The sequence below is a fragment of the Albidovulum salinarum genome, from assembly GCF_025673475.1.
GTDB lineage: Bacteria > Pseudomonadota > Alphaproteobacteria > Rhodobacterales > Rhodobacteraceae > Albidovulum > Albidovulum salinarum.
Genome location: NZ_JAOVQO010000014.1, coordinates 51,587 through 77,220 on the forward strand (window position 1 = coordinate 51,587; position 25,634 = coordinate 77,220).

23 protein-coding genes are annotated in these 25,634 nt (G+C 57.1%); 6 read left to right on the forward strand and 17 right to left on the reverse strand.

Features of this window, described 5'->3' with window-relative positions:
• Positions 1 to 72: 72 nt before the first annotated feature.
• From brxL to OEZ60_RS15045, 10 genes are all read right to left on the reverse strand, one after another.
• Entirely contained in the window at positions 73 to 2,151 is a 2,079-nt protein-coding gene (brxL, locus tag OEZ60_RS15000) for a BREX system Lon protease-like protein BrxL (RefSeq protein WP_263337862.1), read from the reverse strand.
• On the reverse strand, positions 2,141 to 4,672 hold the full coding sequence (locus OEZ60_RS15005) for a PglZ domain-containing protein (RefSeq protein ID WP_263337863.1): 2,532 nt from the start codon (positions 4,670 to 4,672) through the stop codon (positions 2,141 to 2,143). The genes brxL and OEZ60_RS15005 overlap by 11 nt, the downstream gene beginning before the upstream one ends.
• Positions 4,669 to 6,567 carry a BREX-1 system adenine-specific DNA-methyltransferase PglX gene (locus tag OEZ60_RS15010; RefSeq protein WP_263337865.1) on the reverse strand — a complete coding sequence of 633 codons (1,899 nt, stop codon included), beginning with the start codon at positions 6,565 to 6,567 and terminating at the stop codon, positions 4,669 to 4,671. The genes OEZ60_RS15005 and OEZ60_RS15010 overlap by 4 nt, the downstream gene beginning before the upstream one ends.
• Positions 6,564 to 8,465: a BREX-1 system adenine-specific DNA-methyltransferase PglX gene (locus tag OEZ60_RS15015; RefSeq protein WP_263337867.1), complete on the reverse strand. Its 1,902-nt coding sequence runs from the start codon at positions 8,463 to 8,465 to the stop codon at positions 6,564 to 6,566. Before OEZ60_RS15015 ends, OEZ60_RS15010 begins: the two co-directional genes overlap by 4 nt.
• A gap of 3 nt (positions 8,466 to 8,468) precedes the next feature.
• Positions 8,469 to 12,080 (reverse strand): BREX system P-loop protein BrxC, encoded by a 3,612-nt coding sequence (gene brxC, locus OEZ60_RS15020; protein WP_263337868.1) that lies wholly within the window; start codon positions 12,078 to 12,080, stop codon positions 8,469 to 8,471.
• Between the two features lie 24 nt (positions 12,081 to 12,104).
• Positions 12,105 to 12,680, reverse strand: coding sequence for a DUF1788 domain-containing protein (locus OEZ60_RS15025; protein ID WP_263337869.1), 576 nt, complete (start codon positions 12,678 to 12,680; stop codon positions 12,105 to 12,107).
• Positions 12,661 to 13,527 carry a BrxA family protein gene (locus OEZ60_RS15030; protein WP_317852841.1) on the reverse strand — a complete coding sequence of 289 codons (867 nt, stop codon included), beginning with the start codon at positions 13,525 to 13,527 and terminating at the stop codon, positions 12,661 to 12,663. Before OEZ60_RS15030 ends, OEZ60_RS15025 begins: the two co-directional genes overlap by 20 nt.
• Positions 13,446 to 13,967, reverse strand: a complete 522-nt coding sequence (locus OEZ60_RS15035; protein ID WP_263337873.1) for a BrxE family protein — start codon at positions 13,965 to 13,967, stop codon at positions 13,446 to 13,448. The genes OEZ60_RS15030 and OEZ60_RS15035 overlap by 82 nt, the downstream gene beginning before the upstream one ends.
• 12 nt (positions 13,968 to 13,979) lie before the next feature.
• Positions 13,980 to 14,171 (reverse strand): helix-turn-helix domain-containing protein, encoded by a 192-nt coding sequence (locus OEZ60_RS15040; RefSeq protein WP_263337878.1) that lies wholly within the window; start codon positions 14,169 to 14,171, stop codon positions 13,980 to 13,982.
• A 124-nt stretch (positions 14,172 to 14,295) separates the two neighbouring features.
• The gene (locus tag OEZ60_RS15045; protein WP_263337880.1) at positions 14,296 to 15,450 is read right to left on the reverse strand and encodes a tyrosine-type recombinase/integrase; all 1,155 of its coding nucleotides are present in this window, start codon (positions 15,448 to 15,450) and stop codon (positions 14,296 to 14,298) included.
• 222 nt (positions 15,451 to 15,672) lie between these two features.
• Here OEZ60_RS15045 and OEZ60_RS15050 point away from each other — a divergent pair, with 222 nt between their 5' ends.
• The 3 genes from OEZ60_RS15050 to OEZ60_RS15060 all read left to right on the forward strand — a co-directional run bounded on the left by OEZ60_RS15050 (position 15,673) and on the right by OEZ60_RS15060 (position 18,342).
• On the forward strand, positions 15,673 to 16,362 hold the full coding sequence (locus OEZ60_RS15050; protein ID WP_263337882.1) for a helix-turn-helix domain-containing protein: 690 nt from the start codon (positions 15,673 to 15,675) through the stop codon (positions 16,360 to 16,362).
• A complete protein-coding gene (locus tag OEZ60_RS15055) occupies positions 16,355 to 17,677 on the forward strand; it encodes a vWA domain-containing protein (protein ID WP_263337884.1) in 1,323 nt (440 codons plus the stop codon). The genes OEZ60_RS15050 and OEZ60_RS15055 overlap by 8 nt, the downstream gene beginning before the upstream one ends.
• 80 nt (positions 17,678 to 17,757) lie before the next feature.
• Positions 17,758 to 18,342, forward strand: coding sequence for a hypothetical protein (locus OEZ60_RS15060; protein WP_263337887.1), 585 nt, complete (start codon positions 17,758 to 17,760; stop codon positions 18,340 to 18,342).
• 51 nt (positions 18,343 to 18,393) lie between these two features.
• Here OEZ60_RS15060 and OEZ60_RS15065 read toward each other — a convergent pair whose 3' ends face one another.
• From OEZ60_RS15065 to OEZ60_RS15095, 7 genes are all read right to left on the reverse strand, one after another.
• Positions 18,394 to 19,275, reverse strand: a complete 882-nt coding sequence (locus OEZ60_RS15065; protein ID WP_263337889.1) for a hypothetical protein — start codon at positions 19,273 to 19,275, stop codon at positions 18,394 to 18,396.
• Positions 19,276 to 19,327: 52 nt separating this feature from the next.
• On the reverse strand, positions 19,328 to 20,284 hold the full coding sequence (locus tag OEZ60_RS15070; protein WP_263337891.1) for a hypothetical protein: 957 nt from the start codon (positions 20,282 to 20,284) through the stop codon (positions 19,328 to 19,330).
• A gap of 104 nt (positions 20,285 to 20,388) precedes the next feature.
• Positions 20,389 to 20,685 carry a hypothetical protein gene (locus OEZ60_RS15075; protein ID WP_263337895.1) on the reverse strand — a complete coding sequence of 99 codons (297 nt, stop codon included), beginning with the start codon at positions 20,683 to 20,685 and terminating at the stop codon, positions 20,389 to 20,391.
• Complete coding sequence (locus OEZ60_RS15080; protein WP_263337898.1) at positions 20,682 to 21,413, reverse strand: hypothetical protein; 732 nt, start codon at positions 21,411 to 21,413, stop codon at positions 20,682 to 20,684. The genes OEZ60_RS15075 and OEZ60_RS15080 overlap by 4 nt, the downstream gene beginning before the upstream one ends.
• Positions 21,414 to 21,440: 27 nt before the next feature.
• Positions 21,441 to 22,394: a metallophosphoesterase gene (locus OEZ60_RS15085; protein ID WP_263337900.1), complete on the reverse strand. Its 954-nt coding sequence runs from the start codon at positions 22,392 to 22,394 to the stop codon at positions 21,441 to 21,443.
• 93 nt (positions 22,395 to 22,487) lie between these two features.
• Complete coding sequence (locus OEZ60_RS15090) at positions 22,488 to 23,186, reverse strand: N-formylglutamate amidohydrolase (protein ID WP_263337902.1); 699 nt, start codon at positions 23,184 to 23,186, stop codon at positions 22,488 to 22,490.
• Positions 23,186 to 23,572 (reverse strand): hypothetical protein, encoded by a 387-nt coding sequence (locus tag OEZ60_RS15095; protein WP_263337904.1) that lies wholly within the window; start codon positions 23,570 to 23,572, stop codon positions 23,186 to 23,188. The genes OEZ60_RS15090 and OEZ60_RS15095 overlap by 1 nt, the downstream gene beginning before the upstream one ends.
• 121 nt (positions 23,573 to 23,693) lie before the next feature.
• On the opposite strand from OEZ60_RS15095, the gene OEZ60_RS15100 reads away from it, so the two are divergent.
• The 3 genes from OEZ60_RS15100 (at position 23,694) to OEZ60_RS15110 (ending at position 25,478) form a co-directional block, all read left to right on the forward strand.
• Positions 23,694 to 23,960: a hypothetical protein gene (locus tag OEZ60_RS15100; protein ID WP_263337905.1), complete on the forward strand. Its 267-nt coding sequence runs from the start codon at positions 23,694 to 23,696 to the stop codon at positions 23,958 to 23,960.
• A gap of 64 nt (positions 23,961 to 24,024) precedes the next feature.
• Positions 24,025 to 24,339 (forward strand): hypothetical protein, encoded by a 315-nt coding sequence (locus OEZ60_RS15105; RefSeq protein WP_263337907.1) that lies wholly within the window; start codon positions 24,025 to 24,027, stop codon positions 24,337 to 24,339.
• Positions 24,340 to 24,755: 416 nt separating this feature from the next.
• Positions 24,756 to 25,478, forward strand: a complete 723-nt coding sequence (locus OEZ60_RS15110) for a hypothetical protein (protein WP_263337909.1) — start codon at positions 24,756 to 24,758, stop codon at positions 25,476 to 25,478.
• Positions 25,479 to 25,634 lie beyond the last annotated feature (156 nt).

Sequence of the window (25,634 nt, forward strand, 5' to 3'; positions counted from 1 at the left end):
GTTACCGGAAGGGTCGGCGGTCGTGGAGATGCTGAGTGACTATGCTGTGATGCGGGAGCAGGCGGGGTTTTGCTAAGATGCCCTGAAGATGTCGACTTTCGTCTCAAGGCAGCGCCGCAGCGAAAAATCGTTGGATCCAATAGAAAACCATCCATCGGGCTTTTGATAAAAATCAAGTCCGCGACCAATCTTAATTATCCAACCAGTATCAGTACGAATTTCTCGATCATGTATTTTGCTGTCTAGGTCAACAGTCAGAATGACATCGATCTCAAGCAGGCTTTGCTTCAATTCATCCATGCGTTCGTTGACGGTGGCAAGGTCTGTCTTCTCGTCATAACTGCTGCGGAGGTTAATCTTCCTCACAGTTGGTGCCTTTACAGCGGATTCGCAGAAGCGGACAAAATTTGCGAGCTGATGTGGGGCTCGAATATAGGGATCCTCAATAATGATCTCTTTAGCGCCCTGCAGGTACGGCCCAATTATCGTGTCGTAGGTGTGTCCTACGTCGCCATAACTGATAGTGAAGTGTTTCTCTGCAAGCGAAGGTTGAGTATCAACGCCATCATTTTTTCCCGGCGCGTTGGCGTCGATGTTAGCACGACCTGGCTCCTGCCTCGCTGGTGGCTGAGCGCCACGATGCGGCGCAAGGGATGGTCGCTCGGGCTCAAGAGTCTGCACAACACCCTTGGTCTCGGGGCAGTAGACTACAATCTCTTTTCCGGAAGTGTCGAAGTAAGAGAGATCAATAAGCGCAAACTCATCATCGGGTTTGCGCTTATTCATTTGCTCCTTAACGCGGCGCCGGCACTCAATGGCATACTCAACATACTCAAAGAACTCCTCATCGCTCGGCGGACCGTCTGGATGGAGGATCTTAAGAAATGCACAAAGCGTCTTCTTGATACCCTTTTCATCGCGTCCTTCAACGCTCGCCCCGAGCTTGGCTCGCTTTGACACTTCCTCGTAGCGATTGTTGTGCTTGAGCTGGTAGTGGAAGGCCTCCGCAAGATAGTCGGTGATCAGTCCGAAGCGATCGGTCAGATAGGCGCTACTCGTTTTCGGCATCTCCCAGCCTGGAAGGTAGCAAGCAAAGCGATCCATGACAGCGAGATCGAATTGAGGTGGTAGGGGCAGAAATAGATCATGCTCGGATGAGCGGACGATCTGATCGATCGACTGATCGATGTTCCCGACAAACGCCATGCTTGCATTGGCGATAATTTCAACGCCCCGTGAAAAACGGCCATTGGCCATATAGTCCTTCATAATCTGAATGGTGTCGGGATCTTTGATCTTGATGCCGCCGACTTCATCGAAGGCGACTGTATCCCAAAAGCCAACAAGGCCAATCTTGCCGCGTGCATTATTGTAGAACAGAGTCGCCTTTGTAGCCTGGCCGCCACTAATGAGCGTGGAGTAAGGCGAAAATTCACTGAAAAAGTAGGACTTGCCCGTTCCGCGCGGTCCGAGCTCCACGAAATTGAAGTTGGCTTCTACAAGTGGAGCGAGGCGGGCGATGAAGTGGAGCTTCGTTCGGTGATCGAGCTTGCCTGGCTCAAGACCGACGGAGCGAAGTATCACATCTAGCCACTCGTTACGGGTCATTTTGGCCCGTCCTTCGCGATAGGCATCAAAGTCGAAGCGGCTTAACTGAATTGGACGCAAGTCTTCCACGTAGAAGGCATAATTGTCCTCATCTACCTCGTTATGAGCGATGACTACCTCTGCCCAAATGCCACCTTCGAGCAGGCGATCAATGTCACGATAGAACTTCTCGCCGATGGCTACCTTCTGCGATGAAAAATTCTCAAGGGCTGCCCAATGGCGCTTGTCCTTTTCGACATAGCGGACATGAACCTTGTCAATAAACTTGTGCTTGCCCTTGACGGCGACCCGGGACTGAGCAGAATTGGCTTCGTCCGGCCGTACGTAGTTTTCATCCAAGGTAGCGAGTACGGCCTCCATGCCCGCCTGTATCTCGGCCGGCTCATTGCTGGCGCAGTAACGGGCAAGAAGAAACTCCAAGACGAATGTGGGGACATTCGTTCCTTTCTTAATGCGGTGGAGTAGGTCTTTTCGAACAACCTTGCCGTCGAATACGTCGTTTAGTTTCTTATCGAGAGGGTCCATCTCCATTTCAAACTGCATAGTCAGTCTCCAGGTCGAGGCTTGCATGTGAAGCCATCGTCACGGGGTTAAGGGCTTTGAGTTTGAACTTTCCTTCAAACTCCATATCCATGCGGATCGTAACCTGGCGACTATCGCCGGGGCGAAGAGTCACGGTGCCGGTGGCGGGGTCCACAGGCTCAGCCCGGCGAGCTTCGCCTATGACGTTGCCCTTTCGATCATGCGCTTCGAGCAAGATCTCAAAATCGGACTCTTGCGAGAACATATCCGCGTTTTCGATCGACAGCTCGACCACGGGCAGACGCGTTGTGATCCGCTTTGCTCCATTCTTGTAGCTCAGACGCACAGTGGCGACAGAGTCCTCACTCTTCTTGTTTTCCTGCAGCCGGACAATGATGACAGGAACAACGGCTTCCTGAAGAGAAGGTCCACCGTGAAAGAATTGCAGGCCGCGCCTGTAGGGCGCGAGACTGCGCGGCGCAGCAAAGTTCTCAAAGTCCCCTCTAACGCCGGCCTTGTTGGCCGCGATCGCAAAGCTCTGACTATCGCCGGAACCCCTTCCTAGGAGCGCTCGGTCGTGAAGGCTGACCCAGTGTCCGTGACTGGGTTTCGCGCATATATCGCCCGCATCGGCGTGTCCGTTCAGGAAGAAGCCGTGGTCAGTAGCGATAATGGCATCGGTAAAGCCAACTTCTTTGAGACGATGGAGGGCAACACGGATACTCTTCAGGGTCTGGTGAACGAGTCCAAGGGTTGTCTCCGGATTGCTTTCCAAATGGCTGTCAATCTCGGTGCTGCGGAGCACGAGGAGATTGACCTCTGGCGCAATAGTCAGCTTCTTGGTGCGCACGAACGCTGATAGCGTCATTTCCTGGAACCGATCTCCGAACAGCTGTTCGAACACCTTCATGCGCTGTACGACATTACTAACCTTTTGACCGTCCAGCGTCGGCACAACTTCTGAACCATCGCGAAGGAGGCGAAGTCTCTTGCCCGCATGGGGTAGCAGGCTCGCCATGCCCACGGGTGTAACCGTAGGCATCTGCGCGTAAGCGGCCTCTAAGTCGGCCGCGCCGGCATCGGAGAGCTGGCGATGGAGTTCGGCGCCAAGTTCATAGCGGAGCGCGTCAATAAGGAAATAGGCAACTCGGCGACCACGTTCTTGGAGGAGCGGTGCAATCTTCGTGTCGAAGACATCGGAATTTGCCAGGCGCCCTTGGAGCGGCCAGCCTTCCGCCTCAAAATGCTTAGTGAATAGCGTTTGGACCTTTTCGACCAAGCGGCTGTAGCGCTTTCGGGCCTGCTCAGCCACGGCATCAACGATCCCTTCCTCAGAAATATACTCGCCGATTGACTGTTCGAACTCCCTCTGCAGGCGATCGATGTCACGCAAACGGCTCACATAGTGATCCACGAGAGAGGTGAGGTTGCGCGTGTGGCCTGCAAGATCACGCTCCCCGTCTTCGCAAGCTTCGACGAGGTGAAGGGCGGCGGCGACGAGGGACCACTGCGCTTGGTTTTCGCCTTTACCCAGCCACACCGAATTCTGATGACGCTCCACGAGCACTCTGACCTCATCAAGATGGTCGCTTTGAAGCGCCGATATCGCTTGATGGAGGAAGGTGCGCTCTTCGAACGGGAAGGTGTCGAGCTCGCCTAGATCGACTATGCCGGCGCACTCAGATGGCAGATTGAGGTCTCGCTCTATCTGCTCTGCACGCTCGATATAGGTTGAGCGAGTTCGATTATCGTTTCGTAGCGTCTCACACAAATCACCGACCAGGACATGCGCTTCTTTTGCAGCATGCGGGACCGTGCCAAGAGACGCCGGCAGCTCTTCGGGAAGGTCGAGGACGAACTCACTGAACAGGACATAGCGCCAAAGCTCATCGGCTATGGCGGACCAGCTCTTGCCTTTTGTCACGAGCTTGAGCCCGAGAGCGGACATAAGAAGCGCTTTCGCTTCAGTCGGCCAGCCTTCATTCGCCTTGAGGTGTTCCCTCTGCTTCTCTGATGGAGCCAACAAAGCCAGCAGTATATTCCGGGCGGAGTCTACGCCCAGCACAGTGCGCAGCGTAGGATAGCCGACGCCGCCGCCGATATTGTCGACCAGTTCAAACGACGGCCGCGGGTCTTCGTCAAAGAGCCGCCGGATCTCTGTCGCCTGGTCGGGTTTCGCGCGAAGGCAAATGTTCAAGTAGTCATCGCCATCGCCGTCAGGAAACATGGCGCCGGTCACGGAATAGATCGAATAGGGGTCCCGGACCCGCTCGTGGTCGTTTTGAGGCTGCGCTTTGGGCACGTAGACGATCAGCGACTTCGCGCCAGCTTCAGTCGGCTTCGCGAGGTCGCCGAAAGCCTCGGCGGCTTCCTCACGGCCCTCGATGCCTTTCTCGCCAGCGTCGACCACAACGGTCTGCTCGCATGCGAGGGAATGCACGACGTCCCGGTAGATCCTCTCGGGGTCGTAGACGACCATGCAACTCGCGCGCTGCAAACGCGGTCGCAGGATCGACTCGCGTATGAAATTGGCCAGTCTCATGCGCTGCTCCGTCCGCCGCGGCGCTTGCGCGCGCCACCGGCGGGCTCTTCGGGCTCTTCGTACAGGTGCTCAAGGTCGTGCGCGATCGCAAGCGACTTGTCGGTCTTGCACTTCTCGCGCACGCGCTCTGGCCAATAGGTCATGGCAAGATGCGCCCAGTCGTAGTCGCCGGCCTCAAGCTTCTCCCAGGTATCTTTCAGAACCTTCTGCCAGGGCGTGTGCCGGAACAGCCGCCAGAGGGGGGCCGCGGTGATCTGCACACCGTCGTCGTGGTTCGGCTTATAGGTCGGTGCCAGCTGCAGCAGGGTATCGCGAAGATCGGTAAGCTCTTCCTGAAGCGTCTGCAGCTTCTCGAATTCCCTTTCTTCGGCGCTCGTGCGCCCTTGTCCTTTTCGGCGGAGCGCGCTGAGTTCGCTCTCCAGGTGTTGAAGCTTCGGCTCCAAAAAGTCGTTCACTGCGGTAAAGAGGGTCTGGTCGGTCAGATCGGGGTAGTAGAGCCAGAGCGTGTAGTCGCCCGATGCGGTCGAGAGGGGCCAGTAGATCGGAGCCTTGCGGCGGCTCTTGCTGTATTGCTTCAGGTGGAGCTTGAAGAAATCGCGCTGAAGCCATCGACGCACATCGCCCGGAATCTCTGCATCGACCCGGCTCAGGACTTCTTCGATCAGCCGAGGCAGATCATGCGGGTGGCCTTGGTCATCCACCAGGATCCCGGCGTGGGCATGGAGTGGCGCGTCGCCGTCGGGCAGCATTCCGGGGCTCTTGGCTGGGAGGGGATCAAAAGGATCAGGTTCGGGGGGCGCTTCGCGTTCGCCAGTCGCCAAGCGCCAGTCAAAACGGCCGAATGCGACGCCTGACGACCAAGCGAGCAAGTCACCAGTATGGTCTATGCTCTTTTGGCCGCTTTCGCTATCTTCATCATCTTCCCCAGTGTCCCCGCCGACCTCAAAATGATCAATACAATCTTGATTAGTGAAGCCATAAAGATCAATTGCGAGCGCATCTACATCTGGTTGGATGCGCGACAACTCGACTTCATATAGAGCCTGGTCATAGCCCCCAACGCGCTCGCGTAATGCTGATGGCAAAATGAAAGCGTGAGACGTCTCATCAATCGAGTCTAGCGCATACATTAGACTCCAGGCTTTCCTGGCCAATAAAGCCAGTTTCCTGCGTAGTTCATCGTTGATCTTGGGGGCTGGAGTTTTCTGGATAATACCGACCTCAAAGGACCGTGCAGTGCTATCGGCTGCATTTAGCCTTGTTCCGACCAGCACTTTGAAAGGCTCGGAGTTCATTAGTGCTACTGCAGCGAGAAGATGCTCAGGACTGTCATCAGCGTCAAATGCGGCAGGACCCTTGCCAGTAAACACACAGCCCGCAGGCATAATTCTTGGCGCAAAAACTTGAGTTCGACTCGGCCAAGTGATTCCGGGTCGAAAGAAGTAGTCAACGGACGCAGGCTTTGCGAGAGGCCTATGCTTTGTTCCAAAGAATCCGAAATAGCTACCGTTATTATCGTCCCATGAGACGACTAAGTGCACATCAAAGTAGTAAGGACTGAAACGGCCGCCCTTGGCGATCGGCTTCCAAGAAAATCGCCGTGAGCCATCACTTCGAACTTCCCACCAAGCACGCATATATCGGGTGTCATTGCCAGCGGGATTTGTAATGCAGGCATATGTGCGACCAGAGCTGAAGTGTGGAAAATTCACAAAAGACTTTCTCACGTTCTCACTTACCCAGTACGCGAACGACGATCCTGGAATATCCTTAAACGAGACAGGGTCGACGTCGAAACAACCTTCGACATCAGCCCCTGATTTGAGCTTAGAAATTCTACTTTGTAGTTGTTCCTGCTTATCCTCTGCGGACAGGAGTCTTAGAAAAAGCGTCATGCTACCTTCTCCAAAACGTACGCGGCGGCTTCGACCATGGCGTCATCCATTACACCGTGCCCGAGGTCACACATGACGTTGGGGCGAGCGATCCCAAGAACAATTTCTTCCCTCCATCTTTGATAGCTTGAAAGGAAGAAACACGTTCGCGAGGTAATTGCGCCCAATTCGCCACCATTTCTAAGAATCCCTAGGCCGCGCTCGACAAAAATTGTTAGAAGGTCGTTCTTCGAGCGAGGATACTGAGACCCAAGGTAGTCCTTGACCGATGTGCTCAATTCACCAAATGGAGGGTTCATCACCACCACGTCGAAGGTCTCCCGACAGTGGTCGATCATTCGCAGTCCCTGCAACGCGTCCTCGGCAAACAGCCGCCCCTGATAAGTGGACTGCGCCGCGCCGGCATAGTCGGTCAGCGCATCCCGCAGCCGTGTCTCCGCCTTTTGCCATTGTGCTGAATCTTCCTTCGCAAACATTTCGCCATGTTCGCCAAAGACCTTGCGGATCAGGGCAGGCAGCTCCTTTTCCACCTGCAGCAGGACACCAAGCTCTGGCAGGCCTTTGAGCATGAACAGCGTCTGCTCGAACAGCTCGGCATCCCGAGGATCGAGACCCTCCATGAACTGCTTCCGCAACTCTAGTTCTGCCGGGGGCGCAACCGCCGCCACCACATGACCTTGGCCGACCTGCGGCCGATCCTTGGCCTTCACCTCAGCTTCGTGCCAGGCCCGCTGCGCCCGCAGCCAAAGCGCCAGTGACGCGATCTGCGCGGCCCGCGGATCGATATCGACGCCATAGATGTTGCGCTCGATGATTAGGCGCGGCACTTCACGCAGAAAGGCATCCCGGTCGGGGTAGGTTTCGGCGAGCGGTTTCAGATCGGGACTGCCGCCGGTTTCCCGGTCCAGCGCGTCTGGGCCATTGGTCTGCTCCCACTCCCAAGCCTCGCGATAAACCTCCTGAAACAGGTCGAAGGCGTAGAGCCCGAAATGCATCGAACCGCAGGCGGGATCGAGCAGCTTGATGGTACGGGGATCGCGCAGGCGCGCAGCCGGTTCCGGCTGCTCATCCGGCTTCACCAGAAGGTACTGGCAGCGATCACGCAGCGCGGTCTGGCCCCCAGTCCAGTTAAACCAGAGCCGCCCAAGGGTGTTGTCGACTAGGAACTCCACGACATAGCGCGGGGTGAAGAACTGGTTGCGGACCGCAAGCTCCCGGCTGTTTCGCGGGGCCTGAGAGGCCTGCCGCATGGCTCGCCGCTCTTCCAGCGAGTTGAAATACTGGTAGATCCAGCCAATGGTCTCATCTTCCGGCCAAAGTCGCGCAATCTCATAGTCGTTGATAAGTTCAAGAACCCGCGTCAGTGTCGCCTCGCGCGGGAACAACCGGCTTTCCGGAGCAAATCGATCGAAGAGAGCAGGCAGGTCTGCAGAATAGAGATCGAACAGTGAATTCAGGAAGTGCTTGTAGGCTTCGCCCGTTTCGCCCAGGGCCCCATTGGCGACACGCTGGTAGAGCTGGAAGGCTTGAGACTGCGTGCCTTTGCCGATGGCCTCGATCAGAATGCCACGGGCTTCCATCATGCGTAGGGCGGCCAGGCGGTTAAGGATGGTGAAAGCTTGCTCCCGAAGCATCCGATCCAGCACAGCCTTGGCGGCCGTTTTACCCTTGGCTGTTTCGGTGGCGAGATAGTGCTCGAAAATCTCGCGCAGCAGTTGCGCCGTTTCCAAGCGCTGATCATCAAGGTGCCTTAGGCTCTCAAGCTCTGAGACCTCACCGCTTACCGGGTCCATGCCGTAGGTCTGCTGAAGCTGGCGCGAAAAGTCCTCAGTAAGGAGCGTCCTCGCCTCAGCAACAAACCTCTGGAGACGCGCGCGCGTCGCGTTGTCAAACGCCATCCCTCACGCCTCCCCAATTTCGATTTCGATCTCACTGTTAGTAGCGTCGCCACGCAGAGCCTGTAAGCGGCTGATGAGGTCATCGAGCTCCTCGAGGCTGGTGATCTTTCGCGGGACTTTCAGCTCGTACCGCTGCTGGCGACCTCGGCCATCACCGGTGTCTTGCGGGGTAGGCTTGAGCCGTTCTCGCCCTTCCTCAGTGATGCGCCGCTTCAAGTCTTCGATCGTGCTACTGATCTCAAACGCAGAAGATATCAGTCGTTTGAGCCCGCCGATGGTCTTTTCGACCGTAATCGCACGGCTTTGAAGCTCAGCTAGAACATTGTTTTGCTCTTCGGTGGTGAAGGCGTTCCATTCGGGCAGCCGGCACAGGTCTTCTTCCGCGCTCCTGATCCGTCCGGCCTGAGCATCCGTCATGGTCGTCACGGCCTCGGCAACCTTGCGCTCAATGGCGGCGAGGGCGGTACTGAGATCAGCCGCATGCTCAAAGAAGTTTCGTTTCCCGAGGCTATCAGCGACCGCTGCGAGGTCGTCGGCTACATCGTGCTTGAGAGAGCCAGGGGCTCCGGTCGTCGGAAGGTCGCGGATGTCGCGCTGAAGGTCGCGAAGATCACGGATTGTGCGGTCGAGCCTATTGTCGAAGGCGCGTTTGACGTCGCGGGCCCAAAGTAGATCCTCGTAGAGGGAAGATTCCTCTGCGCCGAAGACTTGCGGTGCGTCGGACGCATCTGCGAGGAGCAGATCCTTGATCTGCCTGTTTACGCCTTCCATGATGTCCGTGCCCTTGAGTTCAAGGCCAAGCAGCTTCTCGCTCAACGCGGAGTAACGGTGCTGAAGATCAGGCAGTAGCTTCAGAGCGGCTTTACTGATGTTCTCTTCTAGCGGAACGACTTGATCGCCCGAGAGGTCTGTGAGCCGCTCAGCCGCCTTGGCAAGCACGTCCATGGACGGGCGATCCTGCCTGAGCGATACGCCAACTGTCTTAAACGTGACGTTGGACTTTAGGGCTTCAAACGCTTGCTGGCCGTTCACCGTGACTTCACGACCACCGACCTTGAGTTTGATCTCTCCACCGACGAGCAGGGCCGCCACAAGGTAGCGAACGGTATCCTGGGACCAGCCGAAGGGCGCATCGGAAAACACGTCGAGAAGACGCTTGCCCTCAACGATGCCATTCCGATCGATATAGTCTTTGACGCTGACTAGAGCCTTGTGGTCAGTGTCAATAGACGGCGTTCCGCCCTGGACTTTGACAAGTGCCATCGGGTCAAGCTGCGTGGTCACCGAGCGAAGATTGCTGTCGGCCGCGCGCAGAAACTTTTCCGGCAGGGCCGTCTCGACACGTTCGGGCGCTTCCGTGTAGCGGTCATAGACCTGTGCCGCAACGTCCGACAGGAAGTCCTTGCAGGCGGAAGAGAGATTTTGGTCTACGGTTTCGACGGCTGTGATGGCGCCGCGAAAAATGAAAGACCCGCGCACAAGTTCCCTGGTAATGGCGTGTGTAAGCTCGGTCATCAAGCGTGCTGCTTGATCGGTCTGGCTAGCGCAGTACTCCTTAACTTCTTGGTCAGGATCGGTCCGATATTTCTCGACGATCCTGTTGCAGCGATAGATTTCGCCAGCGGTTTCAAGTGCGCCTTCAGGCATGCGGCCGAGCAAGAAGATTGTCGCTTCGGCACTACGCTGCCGTGACTCATCGAGCAGTTTGGCGCGCTCATTGTCGTATTCGCTATGATCAATGAATGCGACGGCTGTTTGGATCGTCTCTCGTTCACCGGCGAGCCCTATACTTCTGCCAGCGCCATAGCTTTTCAGGCCTGAGGTGATCGAGCGTTTTCCATGCAAGCTCGCAGATGGCAGTGGCGTGAAGGCATCCTTTAGGGCGCCGCTAAAGAGGCGCTGGACTTCGCTGGTACGCAGTGCAATCTGAGCTCTCTCTTGCTCAACGTCATTGAGCTTTTCACTAAAGAAGCGCAGACTGCCTTCCTTCTCGCCAAGCGGCACAAACTGGTTCTTGCGCATTTTATTGACGGCATCCGCGACCTCATCCTTGAGAGATGGGGACGACACGGATGGGTGCATCAGCGCAGCGATATTCTCGGTCGTTACAGGCAGGTTGGCCAGGATTTGAAGCACAGCAATCGTCTTGGCGACGCTTTGCACCATGTCGTCTTCTGGGAATTGGACGAGGACTTTATCGACTGCACCAAAAACAGCGGGAAAGGCGCGCTTGATATCCTTGCTGAGAGAGTCGTACAGAGTGACGGTGGTCGCCAGCCAGCCCACCTGTTGGTTTGCGACGGGCGGTTGTTCCCCCGTACCTTCAACCAGGATATCCTGAAGTACTTTGATTGCAGACCGCAGTCCTATGCCCCCGGTCGACTTGGCGAGTGCGCCAAGCAGTCTGAGCAGGATCTCGAAGTGAGCGGGAAGGAACGGGTAGAGGTTAACAAAGCTCGTGCGATCAAAGCCTTCATCGTAATAGCGAGCATTCGTAAGCTTGGTATGGGAGCGCAGAGCTTGGCCATGCTTTTCAAACAACCCAGCAAGAGTTCTTTCACCGTCTGATGACTTCCCAAGCAGACGTCGGAAGCAAATTTCTTTGATGTCGCTAGACTCGAGTTCAACAGATATCGGAAACCTGTCCTTAAGTTTAAAGAGCTGCGGTGAATTCATCGCCGCGACCGGGTCATCTTCCGTTAGGGTCTGCTGAGCGGTGGCAAGAAGCCAGACCTTGCCACCACCAATATTCTTGATGTTCTCGGCAAGTCCCTGCAGATCGAGGATCTTCGATTGCTGACTTCCGACATACTGACCGACTTCGTCGATCACGAAGATCACATTCTCCTTACCGGTCTCTTCGCGAACAACATCAATCATCTCCTGAACGCGGTCATGCATCAGGTAAATTGTTTCACTGCTTGATGTCGTGAACGAGTGTTCGCTCTTGAAGAGATTGGGGTATATCTTGTGGGCGAGGCTGGGAAGAAGATGATCGACAACAAGTTCGTCGTTCTGAAGGTCTTCCCACTTTTCTCCGGTCTCGCCTTCAAAGAGGCTGCAGAACTCATCATAGCGGCCGTCCTTCTTGAGCTTGCGCTCCAAGGCCGCGACCTTCATGTTCCGAGAATACCCTAGCTGCTGCAATACGCGATAGAACAGGACTTCGGACACTTCAGCCAGGGTGGCACCCGCGATCTGCTGACTTGCCAGGTCGAGCATGACGACCGCGGCAGAAAGCCGTGATGCAACAGTATTGAGTAGCGCCTTTGTCTGGGCGCGGCGTAGACGGTCGTGTAAATGGCGAAGGAAGGGCTGTCCGTCGACAATAACCGAGTTGTCTAGAGCGAGACCTAGATACTTGGTGAAAGAACTCTTACCCGAGCCATAGAACCCCGACACCCAAACTCCCACCTCGTGACCGCCGCCGCTCTCGAGCGCGGCCTGGATGTTTTCAAGCAGCTTTTCTAATTGCTCGTCGATACTATCCGTAACGATATACTCGGAGATTTCGGCGCGCAGGCGATCCTCTTGCGCAGCCTGATAGGAGATCACCTTCTCAATAGAGCGTTGAAGCCCCTTCGATGGATCAAATAGCGTGCGAATTTCAGTCATGCTCTTCTGCTCTTTCTCGCATTCTTAGCCGCCTACGTGCACCGACCGATAGTTCCCATCTTCCGGGTAGAAACCAAGAAACTTTAGGCGAGTTTTGCCTGTTCGTACTCCCGGATAGAAGAATACGGTCGGCACATGAAACTTGCCCTGAAGTTGCGCTTCAATTGCGCCAATCCGCAGATACGGATGCAGCGACTCAAGGTCGGTGACCAGTAGGATGGCATCTTTGCGACCGTCCAACTCGCTCAGTTTCCCTTCGAGTCGTTCTTGAAGCTGATTCCGTCCGGTGAGTGCGTTTGCTAAACTCTTGTTTGCCTTCTCCCAATCCAGGGGTGCTTTAGAGTCCGCAGCTAGCCAAACCTTGCGCATGGGTGCGTTCTTGAGAATGGCGGCGATTTCGTCCGCTATAGAGAATTTCTCCACGTGCCACCCTTTGTTCTTGAGGCGAGCGCACCACGCGGGCATTTGCCGCTTAACTTCAAGTATCTCACGAGGATTGAATACGAGGTAATAGATAGGCTCGAAGCTTGCGTGCGAGAACTCTCGTCCCGCTCCGATCCGCCGAATGAGTTCATCAAAATCAGCAGTCAGCGATGGCATCTGCAAGTTCCTGCATATTTTTGAGTTTCCACGAAATCTGGACGACTCCGGCGGCAGATTGCATGATTAGTTCTCCGCGCAGCGCGATCTCCTTAAGTGTTTCAAGAACGTCCTGGGGCTCCAAGCCGAAGAGCATCCAGTCTTGATTGTTGACAACTGCCATATCGCTAAGACCTCGAAAGTGGAGATCATGAGCAAGGAAGGTCGCTGCGAAGCGCGTTTGTCGGAAAGGCTCGATGCATCGTGCGCCTGAGCGCATGTCGCCAAGTAGACCAAAGTCTGCACAAGCTCCAAGCAGGTAGCTTGCGATGCGAGACTTTGTGGAGTCAGACCATGGTACTGAAGTCTTACCCTCTGATACCGACGTCTGAACAAATGACAAAGCGTCCTGCTTTGACAGAGCAGGACTTCCAGCCTGATAGTGGGGCCAGTATATTTCGCGAACGAAGTCCGCGAGTATCGCGTTCGCACGGCATGTGAAAAGAAAGAAGAGCTGCTTTCGATCTTGAGCTGAAATTCTTTCTTCGAATGCCCGTATTAATGTCGCGGGATAGCCATCTTCGGAAAGGTAGCGCGGCGCAAAGCCTTCGGTGACAATGTTCCGCAGGCGACGGGCGGTGATATCCGCGAATTCACCAGAGGATAGCGCGCGATCAAGGAGGGTGGGTGGCTCCATCCCAGGCTCCCAGAGCGAAAGTAGTTTCTCAGTCTCTGGTATGAGGCCGAGACCAGCCTGGAGCCGCGTTGTGTGAGGCGCTGCTGTCATCAAGCCTCCGCGAAGTAGGGAAAAGTCATCGTTCCGGCCTGGAACGCGGCGTGATAGCGCCCAGCTACAACTGCGGTCCATTCACTTTTGAGCAAGTCCGCCGGAGTGCCAATCCGAATGGGACCTTCTGCGAGCTTATCGGTGTTCCGCGCGATCGAGGCGAGCCTATTGCGCGCGTCTTCCACTGAGTTTGGCGGTCCCAGCGATATAGTTCGACTGGAAGCATCATGCAGCCGACTCTCAAGCGCTTCCGGCAACCTAAAGAGGTGGAACACTCTGCCGATACCGATACGGTTGTCGTGAACCCGCCGTGCCGCTTCGGTCACACCATTGAGGCGGGCGGCATCGGCGCGACTGCCATAAATGGGCGACAGAAATGCCGAGGCATGAGGAGAGAGCCAGAGCGAAGTCCACCAACTGCTTTGCTCTTTCTCGCCCAAATACCCGACACAGAGCCTAAGCCCCATAATTTCCGAAACAATCACATCAGAGTCGACGCGCTTCCGTTGGTCGTCGGTCAAGCTCAGCCCCCTTCAGCTCTGTCCTGGCTGCTTCTCGCCAGTTTGCTCATTTATCCATTGCTCGATCTCGGCACGCCGGAAGCGCCACGAGCCGCCAACTTTGAAGGCGGGGAGCTTACCCTCGCTGGCGAGGCGGTATGCCGTCTTCTCCTTTATTCTCAGGTAGGCCGCGACCTCGCTGACGGTAAGGATGTCGTGCTCCATCGCAGGCTCCGAATTTTCGGCCTGTTTGGGAAAATATGAGAAAATTGGTCTCCTCACAACCCTTCGTGGTTCGCCTTCAACTCGCGTTGTGCGACAGCGTATCCATTAGCTCATTGGCCGACTGCTATTGCAGGCACTGCTGCAAGTTCTCCGCCACCGCGTCCGCCGCCATCCGCACCGGCTCGGCTGCGAGATGGGCGTAACGCGCCGTGGTCTGGACCTGCGTGTGCCCGAGCAGCTTGCCGATCATCGGCAGGCCGTGACCCGATGCGACGGCCGTGGACGCGAAGGTGTGGCGCAGATCGTGGATGCGGACGTCTTTGACGCCGGCGCGGGCGCGGACGCGCTGCCAAAAGGGCTGCAAATCGCTCAGGCGCTTCCCCGGCAGGGTGCCCGCGATGACCCAAGGGTTGCCGTCGATGCGCTGGGCGTCGCGAAGCAGTTCGACGGCGGGTAGTCCAAGATGGACGACCTTGGCGCCGGACTTGGAATCCGGCAGGCGCAGGACGCGCTCGGCCAGATCGACGTATGCCCACTTCAACGTCATGATCTCGTTCAGCCGACAGCCGGTCAGGATCAGCAGGCGGGCGGCGAGGATGGCCGATGGCAGTTCGATCCCCTCCGCCTCCATCTCGCGCAGAACCTCGCCGATCCGACGAAGTTCCGCCGCGCTGAGGAAGCGCTCGCGCTTCTCCTCCGGGTACTTCCGGATGTGCTTTCGCGGGTTGGTGCCATCCGGACGCAGCCCCCACATCTCGGCGAGGCTGAACATCTTCGAAACCACTTCGAGGCAGCGGTTCGCCTGATAGGGGATGTGGCGGAGGTCGTGATGGAACTTCGCCACGTCCGCCCGGGTGATGCCCGTGACCGTCAGCTGGCCGAGCGCGGGCAGGATGAAGCGTTCGAGGTTGCGGCGATACTCCTTGGCCGTGCTCGCCTTCACGCGGATCGCGATGTGCTCGTTGTCGAACCGCTCAGCCAGCTCCTTCACCGTGATCGCCTTGCGCCCCGCGTCCCGCTCGGCGGCGGGATCTTCGCCATTGCGCGCGGCGGCGACAATGGAGATGGCGCGATTGCGGGCCTGCTCGCAGGTCAGGACCGTGCTGGGCCCGAGGCTGATCCGCCGGGACCGGCGTCCGGCGCGATACTGGACCACGTAGCCCTTGCGTCCGCTCGGCAGCACGCGCAGCCCGAAGCCGGGGATCTCGCTGTCCCAGACGAAGTATTCGGCGGAGCGGGCTTCTGCGGCGTCGGCGAGGCGTTTGGTGATCTTGGGCATGGCGGTCTTCAGTGGCTCCTTCTCCATCCCACAGTGCTGAAGCGCGGGCGGCAGTCAACGAACACATTGAAATAGCGAAGAAAAGGGAAATGGCGCGCAGTCCTTCGAACGGGGCAGGATCGCAAACTCGACGACTTGCGACGGCCGCTTCGAATCGCATCGCAAGTCTTCCGCTTAATATGACATATTGACATGTCGCATTAAGCAACCTACATCGCCGCTATGTCTGATGATGAACTCACACTCGAAGAACTGAGCGGACGTACCGGGGTTGAGGCACGCACCTTGCGGTCCTGGGTCAGCGAAGGACTGCTGGCTCCACCTTTCAAGCCTGGTCGAGGCGCTCGATACCCCGCCAGCAATGCGGATCGTGCGCTGGCCGTTCGGGCGCTCAAAGATCTGCACGGGCTGTCTCTCGCAGAGATCGGGCGTCGCTTCATGATGGCGACGGAGGACCAGATCCGGGAGTGGGCCCTCGAGGCAGGTCCCACAACGGCTTCCACTGGGTCGGCGCGCGATTACCTCAGGCGGATCCAGACACGAAGCGCCACCGAGGAACCGCCACAGCGATCGATGGACTTTTTCGCGAAGAAGACCCCTTCGAGCAAGTCAGAACGGTCGTCTTTCGAACCTCGCTTCAGCAAGCCGTCTACGGAGTCCTATCCAAGAGCTCGCTCCGACGAACGCCAGGCGGAACTGGCGAGCATCGAGCGGCTGATCCTTCAGTTGGAGAAGGTACTCGAAGCGCCGGCGCCGAGGCGCTCGCGAGGGACGGTCTGGACGCGGATCTCCGTCACGCCGGATCTCGAACTTTCCGTGCGCGGCGATCTCGAACCTCGCGAACGGGTCCTTTTTGAACAGCTCGCGGACCAGTTCCGCGCCATTCTTACCGGGAGAGCAAAAAATGACTGATGTGAATTTCACCGCCGCTGCCGCCTTTGACCGCAAGCTCTTCTGGGAGGGCGGAGACTCGGTGCGCTATCTCGTCGCCCGTCTGAAGGCCAACCGAAAGGATGACCGTCGCCCGGCAGAACGCGCGCCCCTCAATATCGCCCTCGTGATTGATGCTAGCGGTTCGATGGGAGGTGGAAAGCTGGAGGCGGCCAAGGAAGCGGCCCTCGGCCTGGCAGAGCGCCTCACTGAGCGGGATCGCCTTACCGTGGTGTCCTTTGCTTCAGATGTCCTCGTTCATCTCGATGGTGTGGCGGTGACGACCGACAACGCGGCCCGCATTCGCTCAGAGATTTCGCGTCTCCAGACCCGTGGCATGACCCTTCTTTCGGGAGGATGGTTCGCCGGTGTCGAGTGTGCCGCCAGGATCGCCGAGGAAGACTCGCGGATGACTCCACGCGTGATCCTCCTGAGTGACGGTCATGCCAACGAGGGCATCGTCGACCCTGAAGAGCTTCGCGAGCACGCAGGCGAACTCCGGATGCGCGGCGTTCTGACCTCATGCCTCGGTATCGGCGATGGTTACGACGAGCAGCTGCTAAGGGGCATTGCCGAGAGCGGTGGTGGACGCCTTCACGATGCCGAACTGACGAGCGAGATCTCCTCGGTGCTTCTGGGCGAACTGGACGACATCTTCGGGACCATCGTGGAGGATGCACAGATCGAGCTCACTGTACCGACAGGCGTGCGGGTCGAGGTGCTGGGGAGAACAGGATCGGAGAGCCGCGACGGTCGCTTCCTCGTTCCTCTCGGGCCGGTTCAAAACGACATCGAGCGTGTTGCCGTTCTCAAAGTCACCTGTCCCAAGGCACGGCAGAACGACGAGCTTGCGTTCGAGCTGACCGCCAGTGGACGCGCTGTCGACGATCGCGCCAGGCTCGAAACGGACGCTGTACGCCTCAGGCTCACTGCTGCAGACGGGGCCGTCAACAAGGCCCAGTCCCGCGACATCGAGATCGCGGCGATCGTTGCTCGGACGTGGAGCGCTCATGTTGTGACCACTGCGGCCCGGATGAACCGGGACGGGGCCTATGAGGAGGCCGAAAGATACATCGAACGCGAACTGCGCCACTTCTGCCGCTACGTCGAGGGCCTGGATCAAGGGCGCGAAATGATCCGGGAACTCGAGCTGCTGGCACGGCGCGTTGGCAGACAGTTCTCGTCCCGGATGCGCAAGGAGATGGTGGTCCAGTCGTCCCTGGCGATGGAGAGCCGGGTCGATCGCAGGGGCATGGGCAAGGCCGCTTGGAGTGCGCGTATGGAGCGCGGCGATTGATGACCATCAAGTGAGGGCAGGATAGGCTTCTGAAGATGGCAACCTGCGACACCTGTGGAGAACCGATTGTATTCAGGTACATGGATGGGCGCCCGACGCCCATCCATATCCATGGCGGCTGGTGTCGAGGCTACCGGGAAAAGGGTCGAGCTTCGGACAGCTCGCCGTTTCGGTCCGTTCGGTCCTACATCGTTCCAAACGCAACTTGCCCGGTCTGCGGCGAGACCGTCTTCTTCTATCAATCTCCCAACGGCGGGCGCGTCTTCTTTGATGACCTTGGCTGGCCTTGGCCGAAACACCCGTGCACGGACAATCAACGTCCGGCCGGAAAGCCGGCGCATCCAAAGCGCACTGGCAACATCTTGGCATTTCGCGCGAGGGATGGTTCGCAGCTTGCGCTCTACGACCTAGATGACTTTGAGGATCTGGAAGGCCACTATAAGTTCGTCTTTCGCCGGCAGGACACGAACAAGCGTCGGACTGGTATTCTCAAGAAGTCCACGATGAAGAAAGGCGGGCTGAAGCTCGATGACTTTTTCGACGCGCCGTCTTTTGTCGTCGATCTCGACAAGAGCTCCGGCGCAGGACTGCGCGTTGACTTCATCTGTGCCAGACTTGGCAAAATCGTGAGGATCAAGATGTCCAAGGATACCGGCGAACGCTAGCGCCTCGGGCAGGCCATATTTGAACTCCCGTCCCTTTGCCCGATTGTCAGATCATCGGCTTCGTCTAAGAATGCGCATCCCGTCATGCGATACTGCAATGGCTACAAAAGTCATTGTCCAGGCGAGTGGAATGTAAAAATATTCATCTAAATATCGGTCATCCAAAAAGAGAAAGATCAAGCCAATGCCGCAAAGCGCGACCAGAGCCACAAACGCCCTTGGGTAAGCCTGATTATTCGTCAGCCATCTCCAGCCAAATGGCAACCAAGAGGCAGAGCCGACGATAAGCCAAGAGAAAACCCGGCTCAAAATATCGTCACCTCGAAAGAACTCCTCATAAATTGGAATGGACAGAGGTATCGACAGAAGTAGCCAGATGGCTGCGATCGCTTTTGGCAGTTTTTCCTTGTCGACCTTCATACCTTTCAGCCCGCCATTGTGCGATGCAGAGCTATCGCGGGTTCCTCGTTCCAGGTCAAAATCATGAAGAAGGCTCGAGTATTTGCGGGCCTCTTCCTTGATTGTGCGCTTTTGCTTGGCGGCGATCTCGCCATCAGTAGCCAGCAAGCGGTCAAAGACGTCCATGACCGCCGCCGGCGCCTTATCTTTTTCGGGGGAGTAGCCCTCCATCTTGTAAACGCGAGACTGATGATCGAACGAGGCTTGGAGTTTTTCGGATGGCGCCAGGCCAATGGCAAGATAAGCCTTCCACGCTCTCGCTATCCTATCCATATCACCATGGTTCAGCTCTCGATCACGACAACCCAACCATTCTTCGATCACGCGCCAGTCATTCTTCAGGCGGTGACCAGCCTCAAGGCTTGGGTCTTCAGAGAGCTTTTTAAGCGTCAGAATGAAGAACTGGCCGCTGTCAGCGAAGAAGTCCTCGCCTTCTCCTACTGAGATGGTGTTACTCTTTGGATCAAATGCCATATTGAGTTCCCATTTAGAAGAGCGCACGGCGCAGCGTATTCGTCGTCAGGAGTCAAGGTTTCCTTTGGGCGTTCGCTAGTTGCATGGTCTGAAGCATCGCGTCAGCCACCTGAGCACGGTTCATTGCCCAGATCGACATGTTGAGCGCGATTCCCCGTGTGGCATGCAGAGCATTGGGCAAGAAAGACACGTACGCTGGGTTGTTCTGCCGGCCGCCGGGGCACCAGGCCCCAAAGTGTGGTGGGAGATCATTGCCCTGCATTTCCATGCGGTTGAGTTCGGCGAGCACTGAAGAGAGGCCGCGCTCGTCCCTAAAGGTCTGCGGCATGTTCAGAAGGCAAAAGAGTCCGCCTCCCATCTCGGGGTGCGGCTGGTCCGCCATCATCTGCCAGAGCGCGGTATGGCTGTGCCCAGCGGCAGCGCTAACCTCACCCGAGCGAAGACCAAACTCAGCAGTCAGACCGAGGCCCCCGCGAGTACAGACACACAGTCTTGAGAGCTGTGAGTGTGCGAAGTCCAAGTCTTGCTCGGTCCAGGAGGAGGGTTCGGATTTGCGGGGCGGTTCATTGGAAAATGTGCGTCGCATCGCGCCCAGCATCGTGTCCGCAGCCGCAATGATCGTAAACAGAATGAGACCGAACTGAACGTTCCACGCGTTCTCGCCCTCATAGACAGTGAGCCTGGACCCAATATAGAGCTGCCCGTTCTCTTCGGTGACGGCGCCTAGAGTCGCCATTCGATTGATCATGTCCACGAAGCCCGGCTTGCCGGAAAGAGCAGCTAGCTGGGAGGGCAGCTGCGTCTTGATCGTAACGATCGCAGATATGACTGCATCGCCGGCATCGGGGTTTGCCGGCGCCTCCACGTCAACGCGCGTCGTTAGATTGTCGTTCACAACGATGAGGGAGTCCCCCTTCCTCGTCGCCTTCAATGTCGTCGGCGCCAGCGCAGCTTCCAAATCGTCGAGCGGAACGCCGCGAGGTCTAGGTTGTGGTTTCTGAAAGAACATGGGGCCTCAAGGATTATTACGTAATTTCATGGGCATATGCTCTGCCATTATTCACTGAGGTCTCTTGCGTTCTGGGCAAAGTGACGGGAATGTCTTCTCGCCAGCTATTTGAAGAATTCGCCATAGTTTGCCTCGGCAGCTCCAATTGCCTCGTCGAGAGTCGAATAGACACCATCATCATCGTACTCCATTGCTTGAACAAAGTAGGCGCCAGGAATGCCTCTAACAACGACCGAGTAGACGCCCTTATCTTGCTCCGCGTCCCACGCTCTCACCTCCGGCGCTTCGGTCACGAGCGCATCATATGCTGCGTCGTGAACCTCATCAGGATCGGCCATGCCAGACGCATCGAAAAGCCCGGCCTTGATTATCGCCTCGATTTGAGCCTCCGTTAGCGTCATCGATCCGCGTCCTTCTTCGCCACCAACCGTTCCACCTCAGCGATATCGCTCTCGCTGTGCAGACACTTCTTCCAACCCTCGGGGTCCTTCGTGTCGTAGAACCAGCCGGGGTTCATGCTGAAAGTGATTTCCGTAATCTCCGTTTGCCACCATCCGTTCTGTCCATCGATGAACCACCGTCCGTCGCTTGTCCTGACAACAGGGTCACGGTCCCAGAGCAGGATGTGGTCAACATAGGGGGGAGCGTCCTGCAACTCATTCTTGAGCGCGACAGAAATACGGTCAAGAGCCCGAGCAACCACCTCGGATGGACATTCTGCAAACAGAAGTGACATCGAGGAAGTCATTCCTGGACCACCAGGATCTATCAGTGACCCTGGCCCTTCATGCGCGCCTGCATTCTCCAGGACCTCAATCAGGAATCTCTGGAGGATATCTCCATCGAGGTCCACGTAGTCGTCATCGGGCGCATAGTTGCATTTTGCTGACTCCCAGAGCTCTGGAAAGGCATCGTACTTCAAGCCTGGCTCTGAACCATTCTGCAGATGCGACAGAAAAATGTCTTCGATTATGGAGGAAAACTCTCCCTGACGGTCATAGATCGCGCCACCCTGGCATTCACAGAAACTTCGATCAAAGCTCCCAACCAGGTGACCGCAATCCCAGTACTCCGCCGCACCACAAATCGGGCAGACGACGTCTTCTCCGGTATCTTCATCGATGGTCATGAAATGATCCTCCATCCAGTTCCGTCTCTACTGGCCCCGCTCGTGACCTCTCAGGCTCTGTAGCGAGAGGCTCTGCTGACCGGGCTCCATCAGATAGGAGACAAGCGGACCGTCCTTCCCGGCCGAGTAGTCGAGACAGAGCGCGTTCGGGGCTTGAAGAACCGGTTCACCGGTCAGCCAGTAGTGACCAAAGAATACGGGCTTGGCAGCAACCGGATAGGTTCGACCAAGGATATCCTCGGGCGGGACTTCGTCCGGAAGCTCCGAGGGGTCGGGAATCGAGGCCGATATCTCGGCCCAGCTCTGAGAGTTCTGCGCCCACCAACGAACGCGGATGTAATCACGCCAGACCCCGTCCTTGTCATGAAAGCCGTAGCCAACTGGCAGCGGATGCTCGGGACCCTTAGTCGTCGTCTCTACGAGGTCGAACATGCTGCTCGTCCGATCCGCCGCCTCAACAAACTGGTCTTCGCTGAGAACCCCGTCTCTTGTGACGGCCTTGAGTTCTGCAATCCGCGCCTCGTCCCAGCAGGCGTGAACAGCTCTGAAATGCTCAAGCTCCAGAAAGAGCGGTAGCGTGCGCATCCACGCGATGAGTTCGTCAGCCTTCGGGCTCCCCAAGGGAAACTCATCCAGAAACGTCTGATGCTGGCGCGTGTTCTTCTGTGATCTCGCCCGCAGTCCGTCGACCGCTTCACCAGTGCGCTCGAGTGATCTCGGGTCAGTCGTATGGTAAAGAATGGCGTTCAGTTCATGATTGCCCATCACGGCATATGCCGTACCGGCATCGAGCATCCTGCGAACGGTATCGATCACCTGCCCATTGTTTGGCCCCCTATCAATGAAATCACCGAGGAACACACAAACGCGCTCAGGATCAGGATGCCTCCAGGCCCCCTTCTTCTGTGAATAGCCGAGGGCGGTGAGGCGCTCCAAGAGCTTGTCTGCCTGGCCATGGATGTCGGGGATGATGTCAAACACTTCTCAAAGTCTCTTCTCGCTGGGCACTTCTACCCTGCCTGCATCTGGAGGCTTCCGAGCAAACCTTCGAATTGGGCAGAAGTGCGGTTGAACTCATGTGGGGAGAGGCAGTCCGGCAAGAGCTCGAACTACCCGGCTCCACCTGGCGTGATCTGACGGATCACCCAGAACGTCCCGGCGGATCTCGATCATAACGGCCGCGCGGGCACCCGCATCAATGACGCCGGCATAGGGCGTGTTGATCGCTGTCTCGAACCCGAGTTTCTCAAAGTGCCGAACCAGCGCGTCGCGCCACGAAGCAGGTGTCAGCTCCGGATCGGTGCCAAGGTCGATTTCCGGACGAACTGCCTCGGAGGAGACGGTTTCGATCGGCCAACGGGCGGCGGGATAGGAGTGAAGGTCGACAAGCACGCCCCCCGCTGCCGCAGCGCGGAGTTTCTCCCAATGCGGATCGTAGACTTCGCGCTGGATGGCGATACGCTCAACAGCGCTCAGTTGGCGGCGAAGGGGCTTTCCGTCATGTGTCGCGATGTAGATCATTCCGCGGCCTCGCGCCGCCATCGGCTCTTTCGCATCGTCGGAATAGCGCTCCACATCGCAGACGATCCGCGAGACTGAAGCGGGGACAATGGAGGCCTCAGGCCAGGCCTCATGTGCCAGCGCGTCGGTATGAAGGTCAGCCGACGGCGTAGCTTCCACGAGGAGTTCCTCTCCGGAAAGCAGGAACGGCTCGCGGTATGCTTCCGGGATTTCGATGGAAGCATGTGGAACGTGGACAACCATATTCATCATCAAGCGCCCCGAAAGTAGAACAGGCCCAGAGCGGCAAGAACTGCCACCCCCGCGACCGCGCCGGCAACCACGCTTTCCCTGAATAGAAGTCCGATGCCGACGACGGCCGCTACCTTCACCCCATGAAACAAGACGAAAGCAGCAAGATACTTGAGGATCGGCATGATGCCTTCGGTCAACGCAACGCAGATCAGAACGAAGCCAAAGACAGTGGAAATGTACCACAGGAACAAGAACTGACCGAAGCTCTCCGTGGGAGGCGAGACGAACCAGGCAAAGCCGGCACACCCGCCGACGAACGCGATCGGCTTCAGCAGATTCCCTGCTCCTTCCCTGCTCTTGGCGGCTCCGGCGCTCCTGGCGTTGTGGTCCATATTTTCGGTCATTCTCAAAATGCGGCTCCATCACGGAAGTAATCGTGTCACGTAACACAATTTAGCATCTAGAATACGTATTACAAGATGTGTAATACATGTTTCTGAGCAATAGCCTCGGGAGAAGGCCGACATGGAAGACAAACCGATCTCGGTGCGGCTGGGTTCACGTCGCATGGACGCTCTGGAGCGCTATCTTGCCGCAAACCCCGACGAAACGCGAAACGGCGTAATTGCTGGCGCTGTCGAGCAGTATCTCAGGGAGACGGGTTTCTGGGATGAAACGCTCCCGGAAGATAGCCGGCTGGATCATCCCGATGACCGCCATCGCCCGACGTTGTCGGAGCGGGTGAAGCGGCTTGAAGCTCTCGTAGAAGATCTCGTCAAGTCCGGAAGCTGATCATCTTGCCCTTGCGTCGCACCGAGTTTCCCCACTCCCGAAAACCCCTGATGAGGACCTTTCGATGAAATCCCTGGTCGCCTCCCTCCTGTCTGAGCTCGAGGAACGCGTATCAATGGCACTCTCCCTGAGCGCAGACCAATTCCCAGAGGACACGCTCCTTGAAGGCGACGAAGAAGTATCATGGGTCTCCAGCACCTTCGACGGGCTGAACATGATCAACATCTACGAGATCGGCGAACCTGGCGCATCACCGCGCTACATTGCATCAGGCCATTCTGATGGTGGCGTCGTGGTCTTTGCTGCCGGCCCCTGGGATAGCCTTGATGCTGCTGAAGCAAGCTTCGGAGATATCGAAGAAGAGTGGAAACGGCTTTGAGAGGACGGACGATCAGCCGTTTTGATTACGTGCTACCGTGGTAATCGTTGTCCGGAGATCTGGAAGCATTGTGGAAGCACGGGGGCACAAGATGTTGCGGTCTTCCGAGAGTTTCCGCGAAAACGCCCATCAACGAGTGTCACCGCAACACTTTGATATAGCGCAATAACTCGAAGATCTGCGTGATTGTTCATGGTTCGCTCCACACAACTCATAACCTGAAGGTCGTAGGTTCAAATCCTACCCCCGCAACCAAAATTCCAAAACAATATCAAAGCCTTGCGCCCCGCATCACGCGGGGCTTTTTGCGTATGCGCAATTCTTGTCAACGCCGAGTCAACGTTTGACGAGCCCTCCTGAAAGGCGGGGGCGTTCTGCGTCTGGCGTCGACAAAAGCCTCGTGGCAGCATTCCGCCATGATCGAATTCCGCAGCCTTACCGATGACCATCCCGACCTCGCGCATTCGCCGTTGTTGCGCGCGGCGTTGTTGACCTTGCGGTACGCGCAGGCACACGGGTCCATCGGTCTGACGAAAACAAAGACATTCAAGCGTGTCTTCGTTCATTGGGCGGTCGAGCACTTTGACTGGCCCGGAAAAAGCGCCGCAGAAATGTTCCGCTACAGCAAGGTCATCAATGAATACGACTTCCCGCCGCTCGAGGTGCTGCACTACCTGTTGATCACCCTGCGCCTGGGGCGGCACTTCAAGGGCGAATTCAGGCTGACCAGGCGTGGCTCGGACTTGGCGCAAGCGCCCGCACAACTCTTTGCCGAACTGATCCCCTTCTTCGTTCTCAAGATCGATCACGCCTCCTATGCCCGCTTTCAAGAGCGCCCCTTCGGCAAATGGGATGTCTGGATGAATGTCATCAACGTCGAAGCCGACCACGGCACAACCGAGCGGGCATTGTTCGCCGCGTTCTATGGCGAGGAGCATGACTGGGACAATGCCGGGTGGCGCGAAATGGCCGCGTTCTCCTCGTGCGTCTTGCGCCCGCTTGAATGGACCGGGTTGCTTGTCCAGACCCGTGAAGAGCGCTCGGGCAAGCATGTGCACCACGTCTTCAAGACGCCGCTCTGGCGGAGCGCCCTGAAGTTGGACACCGACGGCATGCTGCAGCCAGTTTCCGTTCAGTAAGGAATCTGGCGATCCGCCAAGAGCCGACCTTCGAGGTCGCTGCAGCGAAGGTTTTCCTAGAGCCCAAACCACATGATATTGCACCGCGTTTGAATGGCAGCTTTCGGATGGCCTCACGCTGCATCGGGTGACCGGTTCCACCCCAGCCAAAAGCGC

Excerpts from the sequence above, each read along its gene's own strand:
- OEZ60_RS15055 (WP_263337884.1), top strand. The coding sequence starts at position 16,355 with ATGACTGATGTGAATTTCACCGCCGCTGCCGCCTTTGACCGCAAGCTC.
- OEZ60_RS15105 (WP_263337907.1), top strand. The coding sequence starts at position 24,025 with ATGAAATCCCTGGTCGCCTCCCTCCTGTCTGAGCTCGAGGAACGCGTA.
- OEZ60_RS15110 (WP_263337909.1), top strand. The coding sequence starts at position 24,756 with ATGATCGAATTCCGCAGCCTTACCGATGACCATCCCGACCTCGCGCAT.
- OEZ60_RS15040 (WP_263337878.1), bottom strand. The coding sequence starts at position 14,171 with ATGGAGCACGACATCCTTACCGTCAGCGAGGTCGCGGCCTACCTGAGA.
- OEZ60_RS15050 (WP_263337882.1), top strand. The coding sequence starts at position 15,673 with ATGTCTGATGATGAACTCACACTCGAAGAACTGAGCGGACGTACCGGG.
- brxC (WP_263337868.1), bottom strand. The coding sequence starts at position 12,080 with ATGACTGAAATTCGCACGCTATTTGATCCATCGAAGGGGCTTCAACGC.
- OEZ60_RS15060 (WP_263337887.1), top strand. The coding sequence starts at position 17,758 with ATGGATGGGCGCCCGACGCCCATCCATATCCATGGCGGCTGGTGTCGA.
- brxL (WP_263337862.1), bottom strand. The coding sequence starts at position 2,151 with ATGCAGTTTGAAATGGAGATGGACCCTCTCGATAAGAAACTAAACGAC.
- OEZ60_RS15100 (WP_263337905.1), top strand. The coding sequence starts at position 23,694 with ATGGAAGACAAACCGATCTCGGTGCGGCTGGGTTCACGTCGCATGGAC.
- OEZ60_RS15010 (WP_263337865.1), bottom strand. The coding sequence starts at position 6,567 with ATGACGCTTTTTCTAAGACTCCTGTCCGCAGAGGATAAGCAGGAACAA.
- OEZ60_RS15095 (WP_263337904.1), bottom strand. The coding sequence starts at position 23,572 with ATGACCGAAAATATGGACCACAACGCCAGGAGCGCCGGAGCCGCCAAG.
- OEZ60_RS15030 (WP_317852841.1), bottom strand. The coding sequence starts at position 13,527 with ATGGACCGCAGTTGTAGCTGGGCGCTATCACGCCGCGTTCCAGGCCGG.
- OEZ60_RS15005 (WP_263337863.1), bottom strand. The coding sequence starts at position 4,672 with ATGAGACTGGCCAATTTCATACGCGAGTCGATCCTGCGACCGCGTTTG.
- OEZ60_RS15045 (WP_263337880.1), bottom strand. The coding sequence starts at position 15,450 with ATGCCCAAGATCACCAAACGCCTCGCCGACGCCGCAGAAGCCCGCTCC.
- OEZ60_RS15070 (WP_263337891.1), bottom strand. The coding sequence starts at position 20,284 with ATGTTCTTTCAGAAACCACAACCTAGACCTCGCGGCGTTCCGCTCGAC.
- OEZ60_RS15025 (WP_263337869.1), bottom strand. The coding sequence starts at position 12,680 with ATGCCATCGCTGACTGCTGATTTTGATGAACTCATTCGGCGGATCGGA.
- OEZ60_RS15080 (WP_263337898.1), bottom strand. The coding sequence starts at position 21,413 with ATGACCATCGATGAAGATACCGGAGAAGACGTCGTCTGCCCGATTTGT.
- OEZ60_RS15075 (WP_263337895.1), bottom strand. The coding sequence starts at position 20,685 with ATGACGCTAACGGAGGCTCAAATCGAGGCGATAATCAAGGCCGGGCTT.
- OEZ60_RS15065 (WP_263337889.1), bottom strand. The coding sequence starts at position 19,275 with ATGGCATTTGATCCAAAGAGTAACACCATCTCAGTAGGAGAAGGCGAG.
- OEZ60_RS15090 (WP_263337902.1), bottom strand. The coding sequence starts at position 23,186 with ATGATGAATATGGTTGTCCACGTTCCACATGCTTCCATCGAAATCCCG.
- OEZ60_RS15015 (WP_263337867.1), bottom strand. The coding sequence starts at position 8,465 with ATGGCGTTTGACAACGCGACGCGCGCGCGTCTCCAGAGGTTTGTTGCT.